Raw genomic sequence first — 14,158 nt, 5'->3', positions numbered from 1 at the left:
GTCGTTGAAATGCAAAGGGAAATGTTGCGGGAAAACCGCATTCACGGCAACCCCATGTACCCAGTCAGCGTATATCCGAGCGTAGAGCAGTTGAACGGAAATAGTATACTGGAGTCTCATTGGCATGAAGAGATGGAGTTTATCGTAGTGGAGCAGGGAAGCGCCATTTTTCAGACGGATATGGTCTATACGGAGGTTAACGAAGGTGAAGCCCTTTTTGTCAACAGCGGCGAGCTTCACGCCGGTTATTTACAAAAAAGCCCTCGCTGCATATTTTCTGCGGTGGTGTTTCATCCAGACATGCTGCACAGCCGCACGCAGGATACGGTGCAGACGCAGTTTATTGACCCATTTATCAGTAAAAAGCTTGTCCCTCCCCCTCACATTCGAGGCGTGCAGCCCTGGGAGCAAGAGGTGCTGGTTGCGTTGCGACACATTATCACCAGCCATGAGCAGAATGCGCCTGCCCATGAATTGGCGACCAAGGCGCAGCTCTATAGCATGATTGCCTGCCTGTTTCCACACATGACCCCTGCTAACGGAGAGGATGTGATTATGGCGGGTCAACGCAACAAAGTTGAACGGATCAAAAAAGCGCTGGCGTATATCAACAGTCATGCTCATGAACCTATACGTTTACGGGAGATCGCAGATGAGATTGGAATGAGTGAGGGGCATTTTTGCCGTTTTTTTAAGCAGATGGTTCAGAAAAGCCCGGTAGAATATATCAACTATCATCGGATTCAGAAGGCTTGCAGGTTGCTGGAGCAAAGTGATCGCAAAGTGGTTGATATTGCGCTGGATGTTGGTTTTGACAATTTAAGCTATTTTATTGCGACCTTTAAAAAATGGAACGGCCTGACCCCTTCGCAGTACCGTAAGCAGCACGAAGCAGATCAGGCGCTTGCTGTCCCTTATATAACAGACTAATATGCCATAGGATAAATCATTTATTTTTTTTGGGCTTCATAAGTACTAAAATTATTTTTCTTCCTCTTAACTTAGTAAATATGTAGCCAGCTACACCTCCTAAAACAGAGGGAATTAACCACCCTAACCCTACATTATATAATGGAAGAAGATGAGTGAAAAAGTCATTAATTACATTAATTTTTATTCCAGCAGCATTCAAGCCATCAAATAAACTAACGATAAAGGTTAATATCAAACTGCCTTGATATACTTCTGACTTTCCTTTAAATACGGGATGTAAAAAAGTTAAAAATATAAGAGAAATAGCAATAGGATATATTGCCATTAATACTGGCGTTGAAACCTTAATAAGCTGTGTTAAACCTATGTTGGCTACAAGAGCACTAAATATAGATAACATGAGAGCAACTCTTTTGTATGAGACTTTCGGAAATAATCCATGAAAAAAAGAAGAGCAGGAAGTAATAAGCCCCACACTTGTCGTTAAACACGCTACTGTAATCATTAAGCCTAATAGAATAGAACCATAAGATCCAAAATAATAGGAGGAAACCTTAGCTAGCACCTCAGCGCCATTTCCCAAAACACCCAATTTTTCAACGCTAGAAGCTCCCATGTATGAAAGAGACGTATAGATAAAAGCTAAGAGTATAACCGCAATTGCTATCGCTTTGGCACAAATGATCATCAACTCTTTTTTTGTAGTGACTCCTCTATCCTTAATTGCATTCACAATGATAATTCCAAAAATAAAGGCTACAAGAGCGTCCAATGTTAAATAACCCTCTTGAAAGCCTTTGAAAAAGACATTCGATGTATAACCTTCCGCAGGTTCTTGGAATTTTCCTATTGGGTGAATAATAGCTACAATCACAAGTAATCCAATGAATGTCAATTTAATGGGTGTTAAGAACTTTCCGATAACATCAATAATTTTTGTAGGATTAAGTGATAACAAGCATGCAACTCCAAAAAAAAGAATAGTAAATACAACAAGTGCGACAGGATGATCTGCATTGTTAGAAAAAAAAGGTTTTACTCCAATTTCAAATGACACACTACCGGTTCTAGGAATTGCATATAAAGGCCCGATGGCCAGATAAAGAATTGTTGTAAAGACTAGACCGAATACAGGATGTACACGACTCGCTAAAGTTTGCAAATTGCTTTTGCCTGAAAAAACAAAGGCTGTGACGGCTAGTAATGGTAAGCCAACTCCGGTAACCAAGAAACCCGCATTGGCTACCCATACATTCTTTCCAGCCATTTGCCCAAGCATAGGTGGAAAGATTAGATTCCCTGCACCAAAAAATAAGGCAAATAGCATTGAGCCTATAATGATAATAAAGGACGAAGAAACACTTTTCGACATAATAAATCCTCCAACTACGAACTCACAACATTTTGTTTTTATTCGTTTTCTTTTTAATTTGTATAATATATGTTAATAGAGCCTAGTGATAACCCGCGCCTTTAGGATGAGTGGGTTTCGTCTTAACTCATCGTTACACAATACTCTATATACGATCAGTATTTCAAGTAACTTTGTACTTGCAGAATGAACTTAGTGAGCTTAATGAACTATAAGAGAATTTTACACTTAGGACTTATTTCTCACAAGATGTAGATATAGAACTATTCCTCTTCAACATATTTAAAATAGTTTGAGCCCCCATTTAATCCATATCAGGATCTGCTGTTTTATTCAAATCCTCAACTGATTGAAATAAGCACAGGAAATCTTGGGAAAATGCCCTATGGAAGCAAATGAAAAATGCTTACAATTAATAGTACACACAATACATATTGACGTTGGCAACACATTGAGCAGCTACATTTTAAAGGGAGGCTTAACATGATGAATTTGGCAAAACGCAACTATTGGTCTCTGAGTATTTTTAACTTCGCTTATCTGTTTACATGGTCTGCCGCCATGTCTTTTTTTGTCATTTGGCTGGGACAAAGCCTGGGAATTTCAGAAACCTACACGGGATTTCTATATGCGGCTAACTCAATCGTGGCCTTGATCATGCAGCCCCTGTTCGGTTACTTATCCGATAAGCTGGGTCTGAGAAAACATCTGCTGTACATACTCTTTACGATTCTTTTGCTCGTCGGACCCTTTTTTATTTATGTGTACGGTCCATTACTACAAACGCAGTTCGTCATTGGTGCCATTGTTGGTGCGCTATTTATCGGCCTGGTATTTAATGCAGGTAACGGTGTCGTCGATTCGTATATGGACAAAGTTTCGCGTAAATACGGCTTTGAATACGGACGGGTTCGTATGTGGGGTTCACTTGGGTGGGCGGCGGCTACTTTTGTTGCAGGACGGGTCATCAATATCAATGTAAACCTGACCTTCTGGATTGCCTCGGTATCTGCCGTTGTTGCCATGATCTGCATCTTTCTGACCAAAGTCGAAATTTCCGGACAGGAGCAGCAGAAAACAGAATCGTTGAAGCTAATCGATGTGCTGCATCTCGTGCGTACCAAAAAGTTCTGGTTTCTTATGCTATTCATGGTTGGCGTGACCCAAATCTATGAGGTATATGACCAGCAGTTTGCCACATACTTCGTATCGCAGTTCAGTTCCAAAGCGGAAGGAAATCAATTCCTCGGTGATTTAAGCGCTGTGCAGGTTTTTCTGGAATTTGTGTTCCTTTTCGTTACCCCTTGGTTTGTGAACAAAACGACCGCCAAATGGGCATTAATTATTGCCGGGTCGATTATGTCTCTGCGTATTATCGGCTCTTCATTGCCGTTCGGTTCCATATGGGTAGCTGCAATGAAGATGATTCACTCCCTGGAGAAACCGCTTATTCTGGTAGCCATCTTCAAATACATTACCGTTAACTTTGACCAGCGCTTGTCCTCCACCATGTACCTGCTGTATTTGTTTATGGGCTCCCTGGTGGTTTCCATTTTCTCACCCATTGTGGGACATATGTATGAAGTATTGAATTTCCCGATAACTTATGTAATTCTGGGTTCCATTGCAGGCCTGTTCACCATCATATCCTGCTTTACACTGACAGCAGACAAGAAGAATGGGGAGCGGTATCTGGAGGAACGTCGTAAACAGGATCTGAAAAGAGCAGCCAAAAAAGCAGAAGCCGTTCATTCGTAATCTAATGGTTTGAGCTTAACAAAACAGCGGCAGTCTAGGACTTTTTTCTCGTCCAAGGCTGCCGCTCTTAACTCCAGTTGGTTTGAAGCTTATTTTAAATCTTGAATACCGACACCGTTTGATTCATCTCTTCCGCTCTCTTGGCAAGCATGTTAGCACCTGCAGACACTTCCTGCATGGATGCGGTAGTTTCCTCGACTACGCTTGCGACTGTTTGAGTAGAATCTGCTGCACGTTCGGAGATTTCAGCAATTTTCTTCATCGATTCCACCATAGAAACGGTTCCTTCATTTACGGATCTTGCTTCTAAAGCCGCCGTGTCCACCTCACCGCTCACTTCTTCAACGGCACCTACAATCTCAGAAAAAACGTTACCCACACCTTCGACAAGCATCATGCCTTCATTCAGAGATTGAACACCTTCATTCATTGAAATCACAACTTCATCTGTTCTTAAGGTAATTTCGTTGACAAGCGAAGAGATCTTGCCTGTTGCTTCACTTGCTTGTGCCGACAGATTGCGTACTTCATAAGCGACAACCGCAAACCCTTTTCCCTGCTCTCCCGCTCTTGCAGCTTCTATACTCGCATTTAGTGAAAGCAAGTTGGTTCGGGCTGCTATATCACTGATCATAGCTGTGATCTGTTTAATCTCCGCAGACTTTTCTCCTAGAATATTTACCACTTCCGCGGATTGAGTTACCTTGGTATGCACATCTCTTATTTGGAAGACAGTCGAAGACATTTGGGTTTTCCCGTTGTTTGCTTTTTCTTGTGCTTGGGTTGTGAGATTAGCCACATGAACAAAGCGATTGGTTATGTTGTCTACACTTTTAGAAACGTCCACCGTGTAATTCAGCGTTTCAGCTATATCTGCAAGCTGTGTCTGAGATCCCTCTGCGACTTGAGTGGCACTTATAGCTATCTGCTCGGTAGCGATGCTTGTCTGTTCCGCACTGGCCGTTAACTGTTCAGCCGTAGAGGCAACCAGTAAGGAATTATCCACAACTTCCTTTAAAAGGTTGCGAAGTGAATCGCACATTTCATTAAAATCGGACGCCAGTTCCCCGACCTCATCTTTTGATCTGACCCTGAGGGGTTCCACTTGCAGATTCCCCCTGGTTACCAGCTTCATCTGTTCCGCTATCTTTAATATGGGCTTAGTGAACGATTGAGCCAGTAAAAAAGAACCGATAATGCCAAGGATCGTACATATGATAGTCAGAGAAATCATCAAAATTCTACCTGAATGGTAAGATTGACTCGATTGATTAGCGGCATCCGTTGCGTATTGCTCATTAAGTAGCTTCAGTTTATTTACATCTTCTAATGCTGCCTTATAAATAGAAGAATTTCCATGAATGATCATGTAGGCCATCACTTTGTCGTTTTCTTCCATGGCAGCGGAAACCACTTTTAGATGGCGAAGATACATTGCCCACTGACCATAAAAGTTGGTGAACAGTTCTTTTTCCTCTGCCGTAGAGGCTAAACTTTGATATTCATTTACACTCTTATCCATTGAAGCTGTAGCTTTGGTTAGTTCTTCTTGATAAGTACTGCGAACAGCCGCATCCTCTTCAAGTATCAATCGAACGGTGAGTCTATCAATTTCTGTAATCTGCTTATCCATACCTTGAAGAAGAATAACCGCGGGTAAAGACCTGTTATTTACCTTGTTAGAAGCCTCACCCATTTCCGACATCTTAATGACGCCTATAACACTTGAAAGGGACAGTACGATAACCAGTATGAGCGCTGCACTAATTATTTTTTTCTTTAACGTTAATTTAAACATCTTTATCTTCCTCCCGTAACTGGTCTCGTATCATCACTGCTGAGCTTTCCAGTATATGCGTATTTGGCGCAACAGCTCAGTCTTATCTATCTTTCCACTGATATAGCTTTGGATAGATGCTCCTGTGATACCCCCATGATCAGGTGGAAGGGTTGCCATAAACGGCAGTGTCTTTCCGGTCGAGATATACGACTTGATTGATCGTCCCAAAGGATCGGCAGGCTCTAAATCAATATTTTTGAACGCAGGTACCATATTAGCCTTGTTTACCAGAAAATCTTGTCCGGACTTGTCGTATACCATCCAGTTCAGAAATTTCTTTGCTTCCTCTTGCTCCTGAGGTGTGGTAGCTGTGGAGTCAATGAAAATATACTTTGTTACACCGACTGTAATCTTAGCATTGTTAGGGTCATCCGTATTATCGCTTAACGGAAGGGGCAAAAAACCGTATTCCTCATTTGCTGTATCATTGCTCTTAATCCCAGCCCAAGCCCAGTTGCCCATAAACCAAAGCCCCACTTTTCCCTCTCCTAATGCTTTGACTCCATCGTCATACGTGCTGTCCAAAGGTGAATTCTTATTGATGCTGTTATTCTTGAGCAGATCTAAAGTTTGTACCCATCCAGACATTACATTATTTTGGGACATGTCTATGGAGTTATCCTGCATACCTTTAACAAACTCTGGAAAACCCACAGGTTGAACAGAATAAGACAGAGCTAAAAGATGAGAGCCGAGAGACCAGTCCATTGGTGAAAGCATGACCGGTGCTACTCCCGTCTTCTGAATCTTAGCCATTAATGAGTTCAGGTTGCTTCTACTTTTCACCGAAGAAGGATCAAAAGAACCCCCTGTTGCCTTGTCCAATACTTTCTTGTTATAGATTAATCCGTAGCCTTCTACTGCAAATGGGAATCCCAGCACAGCATCGTTTTTCTTAACTGCATCAAGTCCATTTTCTATCGTATCGGCTACCCACTTCTCTTTACTTAAATCAACGGCTTTATCCAGGAATGTCTGCGTGTCGCCCGGGTCAAGCATCGACATAGTTGCTGGACTTCCTGAGCCGTACATCGACATCAGTTTTTGATATGCTGACGTTCCCTCTGGAGCGGTTATAATCTCCAAAGATACTTCAGGGTGCTCTTGATTGTATTGTTTTGCTACTTCTTCTAATTGGGTTTTTATTTCAGATTTGGAATTCAAAAGTGTAATCTTGGTCGTCTGCTGTGATACTGGTGAAGCTGAACAACCTATAAACATCATTAAACATACTAGAGAAATCGCAACTTTTAGCTGTTTTCTCATTAACTTTCCCCCTAAGGATTTACTTTGATAAATTTTATGAATAATATTCAATGTTATCGACATAATTCTCCAGGAAGATTAGCAATTTTTAGTTGGTAAATATCGGAAGGTAATTAAATAGTACCAACTGGTTGTTACGTTAAGTTAACGGACAGGACAGCGCAACGTTTTTTTATCCAGTTGCGTCTTAATATGGGGGAAAGTTACTGCGCAACAAATTTAACCGAAAAAGGAGCAATCATTTATGAAAAAAGCATTCTTTGCGGCTTTTCTTGCAATTTTTTTATTTATTTCATCGTCCACTACTTATGCAGCACAAAATCAGATCAAAGTTGACGGTGTGGCTATTACATCCGATGTGAAACCCGAAATGAAGAATAAACGCGCTATGGTACCTCTACGTGTTATAAGCGAAAGTTTGGGGGCTAGTGTCGAATGGTCCAATTCTGAGGTTATTCTCGCTAAAAGCAAAATGAAAGTGAAATTAGCAATAAACAGAAGCACAGCGGAGAAAAATGGTGAACAGATACTGCTCGATGTAAAACCATACACGAAAAATAATCGCATATATGTTCCACTTCGTTTTATTGCAGAGGCGTTTGGCTGCAATGTCAATTACAGCAACTTTGCAGTGACTGTTGATACTAAACCATTGTTCATAAACGGTGTACAAGTAAAAGCACTTCAACAGGAATACCATATGTTTATGGGCGGCGTAGTTCAGCAAGTTCATGGCAATGCATATAATGAAACCATTTATAATATTTTCGCAAAAAACATAGGTAAAAAGGTTGAAGCACCTGCAAACTACTCTTGGAGCTTCACTATTGACACACCTGGATCTTATTATAAAAATGCACAATATGATTTTTTAGGCCAAAAAGGGAAAAGCTTAGCTCGTTTTGATATTTATTCTTTAATTAGTCCTGTTCCATCTGAACTTTCAACAGAATATCCAGAGATTTTGATTCATGACGTATCGAAAAATGAGTGGTATTTGTTTAACGATACCGCAAGAAAATTCATAAATCAGTTAATGGATACCGCTGGGAAGAACGGTTTTTTGATGATTATAAGTAACACAGTTGTATAATGTGATTTTTTCTTATTACACTTTTTCGTCTCCAAAAGATAAAAGGCGAATTCCCAGCTGAACATAAGCAGCACAGGAATTCGCCTTTTTTAACCGTATATAAGATGAACTCTTCATTTTACATAGAAAGCGGAATGACGGTTATTTTTCCATCTGTAGCATTTCTGACTCATAGGACTGAAAAGCATTTTCCATACCCATCACTACATCTTTAATCTTCATGTATCCTTTGGTATACGGCTCCGAATCGCGAATTTCTTCCCACATATAGTGATATTGCTTCATGTCCTCCGTTTCGCATACGATGAAATCAGTATAGTCCTTTCCAGGCAGTGCTTCTGCATCAAAAAAACGAACCTGAACATGTTCGCTATATTTTTGAATGGTAGCCTGCAAGGCCCCCGCATGTTTTCGACGTTCCTCCCGAGGTAGAGCCAACCAGGAAGGGTAGAACTCCAATAATACAATCATCATATAACGCATATGCCTTATCTCCTTTTTTGGTGAAGCTTGAATGATTTATCGTTATTGTACGCTGCTTGTCTACAACGTCGCATTAACATAGGTTAATGCGGATCACTACGCAGCAAACGACTAAGTGATACAGGAGAAACGCCTATATACGAAGCTATATGATATTGGGCAACTCGTTTGTCCAATCCCGGGTATTTGAGAAGAAAAGCATGATAACGCTCCTTAGCGGAAAGATACAATAATTCGCGCTCCCGTTCCTCTTTTCGAATATAAAGTCTTTCTACACTTTTACGGACGAATCTTTCCCACATATGGCTTGTATCCATACGCTCCTTCAATACGTGATATGGAATCTCAATGACAACCGAATCTTCCATGGCCTCAATCGAAAAAGTGGATAGTTCTCCTTGGATCATAGCCCCATAAGAGGTTACGTAATCATCTTCTGGCGAAAAACCAACATTATATTCTCTGCCATCTGCTAATGTATAAAATAAACGAAATAATCCCTCTGAACAAAAATAGGCATGTTTCACAGGCTCACCCGTTTCAATGAGAACCGTTCCCTGCTGAATATGCTTCACACAGGTTTGCTCTACAAACCTGTTCCAATCCTGCTCTATAATCGAGGCATGATGAGCCATTTTTTCTAATGAACGATAATAGGGATGCATCTGCTCACCGCTCCTTGACTTTTATAAAGGAATCGAAGATATTTTTTTGACTTCGTGTATGAAAAACAGGGGTTATCCCTCAGGTCTGGGCAGACCTGTAGGACAACCCCCAGCGACGTGTTCTATCAGACTTCCGCAGCATCCTCTTCCACAAAAAGAGATACCTTGCGGATGCCATCCGCTCCGATCACGACAAGCCCCTGATCCGACAGACGGATTTCAGGGATAACGACCAGTGCGAGCAGTGACAGTGTCATCAGCGCGTTGTTCAGCATGCAGCCGGACTGCTGAAGTGCCCGGCTGATACTTTCGGACTGCGCGGCTACCTCTGCAAACGGAGCTGGGGACATCAGCCCGGCGATAGGCAGCGGGAAGCGCGTCTGACCCGAGGCGGATACGACCACCACGCCACCACGCAGGGCAACAGCCTGCTTCGCCGCCTGGGTCATGAGCTCGTCATCATTACCTATGACGAGTAGGTTGTGGCTATCATGCGCGACGGTCATGGCAATCGCAGCCGGCTCGGTGAAGCCGACACCTGTCACAAGTGCAACCGCGTGACTGCCACTGGCATGATGGCGCTCGAAAACGGCTATTTTGCACAAATCCTGTGCAGGATCTGCCGTGATTTCTCCATTACGGACCGGAACGATCATTCGCACTTCCTTCGTGTCCACGTGGTTTTCCGTAACACGAATCACCCGTACAGGTACATTCCCCTCTCGTACTGGAGCCGCAATGCGAAAATCTGCAGCACTCAGCTCTCGTCCCAGGTGGACCGTGTCCATCACTTCCGCAGGATAAACGAAGCCGTCCCAATCGGCGACCATTTGACCGTGCTCGGCCACCAGCTGGCCCGCTGCGATGGTAGCCGTCACATTCACTTCGGCCAATCGGCCATCAAGCAAAATAATGTCGGCAATCGCACCCGGAATGATCGATCCGATGTCCCGTGCCACGCCGAAGCGCTCTGCCGTATTCAGCGTGGCCATCTGAAACGCGGTTACGGGCTTGACGCCCTGTGCAATCGCATGACGCACGACGAAGTCCATCTGCCCTTCATGGAGCAAGGATTCCGCGCTGCGGTCATCCGTTACCAGCATCATGCGGCGCGTGTCGAGACCCATTTCCGTGCTGGCTCGGATCGTCTCGGCCACATCATGCCATGCGGAGCCTTGCCGCATCTTGGCATACATGCCGAGCCGGATACGCTCGGCTACATCCTCGGGCGTGACACACTCGTGGTCGCCCGTAATTCCCGCGGCTGCATAGACCGGCAGCCGCCAATCATCGGAGGCCCATGTAAAATGGCCATCCGCCACCTTGCCCGCGCGCAGCGTGGCCTGAATTTCACCGATCATCACATCGTCTCCATAGACGACACCAGGGAAATTCATGACTTCGCCCAGCCCGATCATATCCGGGCCCCAGCTTAACGCCTCTGCGACTTCGGCCGGGCCGAAGGAGGCACCCGTCGTTTCCAGCTCCGGACCTGTGGATGGGACGCAAGAAGCCACCTGCATGTAAGCAGCCAGCGGTGTCGTACGTGCTTCGTCCAGCATCAGACGAAGCCCTTTTAGACCCAGTACATTGGAAATTTCATGCGGGTCAAAAAAACCACCCGTCACTCCCAGTGGCAGTACAGCCTTAGCGAACTCCGTTACGGTCAGCTGCGTGCTTTCGATGTGACAATGTCCGTCCAGTAACCCCGGTGCCATATAGCGGCCTTCCGCTTCAATGATTATGGTGTCTTCTCCAATCGTATGACTGACGTCCCTACCGACGTAAGCGATACGAGCACCTTGCACAGCAATAGACATGCCCGGCAGCAACTCGCCCGATACCACATTGACCAGTGTTCCTCCGCGGATCACCAGCGATGCCTTGCGCTCTCCTCTAGCTGTAGCTACCAACTCGGGTACACAGTCCGCTAGCGGCGGGCGTTGAAATACACTCTTCATGTCCATTACGTTTGTAACCTCCGTTTATGCTTCTTACCTGTTTTGCTTATTTGCTTATGTTACTGGAATACGCTCCATAATGCCAGCCAACTCTACATCTATTCAGGCATCGCAAGGGTTTCTAAGGCATTTGTCCCCGGCTGATTGCCAATGTCCTCTCTATAGAACACGATCACTTTCTTCCACTTTGAGGGTATACGTATCCGAATCCCGTAAACTCACGAATGGCGTAATCTCCCCTATGCTATAAATATGCAGCAGATGCATCGCTCGCGTACAGGCGGTGTAGAACAGCTTACGCTCACTCTCACGCTGGTATTGTTTCGCTGATCCGTCATAAATCAGAACCGCATCGAATTCCACGCCTTTTGCCAGGTAGGCCGGAATGATATGAATCCCCTTTTCAAAAGCAGGAGTTGTTTTCTTAATTAGTTTTGGCTTCACTGACAGCTGTCCTTCCAGCGCTTCGTAGGCTGCCGCGCTTTCGTCAGCATTTTTACAGATCACCGCGATGGATTCATAGCCTTCTGCCAACAATTCTGTGACATTCCCAACCATCAATTGATGCAACTTTTCAAGCGAACGCACCTCAGTAACAAGAGGCTTCTCACCCTTACGGTTAAACGGTACAATGTGCTCTCCCCCAGCGACCATCCCCCGGGTAAATTCCACAATCTCCTGTGTTGAGCGATAGCTGCGTGTCAGGGAAATCATCTCGGTCTGATCTGCACCATACAAGTCATACAATGGCTCTGCATCCTGAAGCACCGAGGCATGGGCATAGATGGCCTGATTAAAATCACCCAGTGCCGTCATTTTAGCCTGTGGAAATAAACGCTTGAAGAACGCCAGCTGGAATGGGGAATAGTCCTGTGCCTCATCAATAAACACGTGACGGATGTTGCTATTGGAACGAAAGCCCAGCATCAGCTCACGCAAATATAAAAAGGGTGTTACATCCTCATACGCTAACTCTCCAGCCCGAATTCGTTCCAGAGTTTGTCGACTAATTTCACCCCAGCTGACGGGCAGCTCTGCATGATTCGCCAGTTGGCTCAACAATGCCTCATTCATAAACAGCTCGCTGTAGAGTCGGGTCGTATCTACGAAGCGAAGCGCCTTAATCCATTTGCGCAGGGGCTTTAAGCGGCCACTGACCACCATACGCGCCAATATTTCTCTTTCACGCGTAAAATCGTCGAAGGTATCGCCCTTATTCTTGGATTTACGGCGCATACGGTTATAGGCACGCTGATAATCCTCCGGCTCCATCAGATCCATCTGTTGATCCACCCATGGGGCGGAGCATTCTTCCTTACCAAAACGGGCCAGCTCTTTGAGCATCCAATCCCGTAGCAGTTCCAATCGATTCGCCAGCCGCACCGTAGAGTCGAATTCATAAAACTTGCGTGCCATTTGCTCTACTGAAACCACCTCACGTCCCTGAAAACGGATGGGTTTAAAACGCATTCCCTCCTGTTCCAAATACGTCTTGTAGCTTGTAATCACATGTAAGAACGTCTTGGACGACTTAAAGCGGATACCCTCCATCCTAGCTTCATACCCAGGCTGTAACGATGCTGAAAGCACATATTCCAGCTGTTCAAATGGATCTTCTAACTGAAACTCCCGGCCCAAACGCCGCTCCAAATATTCCTGAAACGTGGCCTGAAGCATATTTTCCTCACCTAATTCAGGCAATACTGTCGATACATAACTGTTAAACATCGGGTTAGGCGAAAATAGCACGACCTGATCCGCTCGTAAGCGATCCCGGTACTTATACAGCAAATACGCTACTCTCTGAAGCGCAGCAGAGGTTTTGCCACTTCCTGCCGCCCCCTGAACAATGAGCATCCGGCTTCGATCATCACGGATGATGCGATTCTGCTCCCTTTGGATGGTAGCGACAATACTTTTCATTTGAGCATCCGAGCTGCGGCTCAATACTGCTTGAAGAAGTTCGTCTCCAATCGTCACCCCTGTATCGAACATAAAACGGATCTGTCCATCACGGATCGAGAATTGGCGCTTAAGCGTGAGTTCCCCTTCCATCTCCCCGGCCGGGGTCTTATATGAGGCAGGCCCCGGCATGTTATCGTAATAAAGATTGGAAATAGGCGCGCGCCAGTCGTAGATCAGAAATTCCTCATCTTGATTATCCAGTAGGGAGGCAATCCCCAGATAAACACGTTCCGCAGTCTGTCCTTCCTCAGCAAAATCAATTCGTGCAAAATACGGTGAATCAAGCAACTTTTTCAAACGACCTAACGCCTCTGTGGAATGCTTGTGTCTTCGTTCCCGCTCAGACAAAATCTCAGACTGCTGACGCAAACTGGTGGACGTCTCGCCCACATCATCCGCCTCACTGAAATTGATCGTTACCTCATCCCAGAAGTCTTTACGCATATCGACGACATCTCCGCGCACAGAACCAACCTCTGTCTCTAGCTTCCGAATACGCCCGCTAATCACTGCGGTCACATCTTCTACTCTTCGTTGTTCTTCATTCCATTGCTGTTCAGTAGTCACTGGCATCGCTCCTGTTCCGTTTCCTCCTGCTCCATGCAGGGCTCCCTTGCGTACAAACTATGCTCTATTATGGACCCGGGCATACTCGCGGCATCCCCCTGATCCGGGAAAATTGACTAATCCTTTGAAGCATGCTATAATGTAACAAGAAGTGTAGTTCACAACTTACGCTTATGGTTTCACCATAAAACAGAGCATTCTCTATTGTAGCAAGTTCAGTCCCTGTTCGCAACCAGCGGGCTTTTTTTGTGCGTT

Annotated in this window: 10 protein-coding genes; 3 read left to right on the top strand and 7 right to left on the bottom strand. The window is 44.7% G+C overall.

Translation table 11 applies throughout. The features are described 5' to 3' along the window. Positions 1–9 precede the first annotated feature (9 nt). Complete coding sequence (locus tag ACUYLD_RS04440) at positions 10–930, top strand: AraC family transcriptional regulator (RefSeq protein WP_446674498.1); 921 nt, start codon at positions 10–12, stop codon at positions 928–930. Positions 931–946: 16 nt separating this feature from the next. On the opposite strand, the gene brnQ is transcribed toward ACUYLD_RS04440, so the two are convergent. Further along, positions 947–2,305: a branched-chain amino acid transport system II carrier protein gene (brnQ, locus tag ACUYLD_RS04435; protein ID WP_446674497.1), complete on the bottom strand. Its 1,359-nt coding sequence runs from the start codon at positions 2,303–2,305 to the stop codon at positions 947–949. A 483-nt stretch (positions 2,306–2,788) separates the two neighbouring features. Here brnQ and ACUYLD_RS04430 point away from each other — a divergent pair, with 483 nt between their 5' ends. Beyond that, positions 2,789–4,063, top strand: a complete 1,275-nt coding sequence (locus tag ACUYLD_RS04430; RefSeq protein ID WP_069291668.1) for an oligosaccharide MFS transporter — start codon at positions 2,789–2,791, stop codon at positions 4,061–4,063. Positions 4,064–4,157: 94 nt separating this feature from the next. Here ACUYLD_RS04430 and ACUYLD_RS04425 read toward each other — a convergent pair whose 3' ends face one another. Both ACUYLD_RS04425 and ACUYLD_RS04420 read right to left on the bottom strand, forming a co-directional pair. Further along, positions 4,158–5,861, bottom strand: coding sequence for a methyl-accepting chemotaxis protein (locus tag ACUYLD_RS04425; protein ID WP_069291667.1), 1,704 nt, complete (start codon positions 5,859–5,861; stop codon positions 4,158–4,160). Between the two features lie 33 nt (positions 5,862–5,894). Further along, a complete protein-coding gene (locus ACUYLD_RS04420; RefSeq protein ID WP_069291666.1) occupies positions 5,895–7,169 on the bottom strand; it encodes an ABC transporter substrate-binding protein in 1,275 nt (424 codons plus the stop codon). Positions 7,170–7,413: 244 nt separating this feature from the next. Here ACUYLD_RS04420 and ACUYLD_RS04415 point away from each other — a divergent pair, with 244 nt between their 5' ends. Continuing rightward, positions 7,414–8,262 (top strand): copper amine oxidase N-terminal domain-containing protein, encoded by an 849-nt coding sequence (locus ACUYLD_RS04415; protein WP_446674496.1) that lies wholly within the window; start codon positions 7,414–7,416, stop codon positions 8,260–8,262. Positions 8,263–8,403: 141 nt separating this feature from the next. Here ACUYLD_RS04415 and ACUYLD_RS04410 read toward each other — a convergent pair whose 3' ends face one another. From ACUYLD_RS04410 to helD, 4 genes are all read right to left on the bottom strand, one after another. Further along, on the bottom strand, positions 8,404–8,745 hold the full coding sequence (locus tag ACUYLD_RS04410; protein ID WP_250261760.1) for a darcynin family protein: 342 nt from the start codon (positions 8,743–8,745) through the stop codon (positions 8,404–8,406). Between the two features lie 83 nt (positions 8,746–8,828). Further along, positions 8,829–9,410 (bottom strand): Crp/Fnr family transcriptional regulator, encoded by a 582-nt coding sequence (locus ACUYLD_RS04405; RefSeq protein ID WP_446674495.1) that lies wholly within the window; start codon positions 9,408–9,410, stop codon positions 8,829–8,831. 125 nt (positions 9,411–9,535) lie between these two features. Further along, complete coding sequence (locus ACUYLD_RS04400) at positions 9,536–11,377, bottom strand: adenine deaminase (protein WP_446674494.1); 1,842 nt, start codon at positions 11,375–11,377, stop codon at positions 9,536–9,538. A gap of 153 nt (positions 11,378–11,530) precedes the next feature. Continuing rightward, positions 11,531–13,909, bottom strand: a complete 2,379-nt coding sequence (gene helD / locus ACUYLD_RS04395; RefSeq protein WP_446674493.1) for an RNA polymerase recycling motor HelD — start codon at positions 13,907–13,909, stop codon at positions 11,531–11,533. Positions 13,910–14,158 lie beyond the last annotated feature (249 nt).

This window comes from Paenibacillus sp. SER-28 (genome assembly GCF_052906305.1).
Note: the sequence above shows the minus strand (reverse complement) of the source record. Positions and strands in the feature narration are given on the sequence as shown.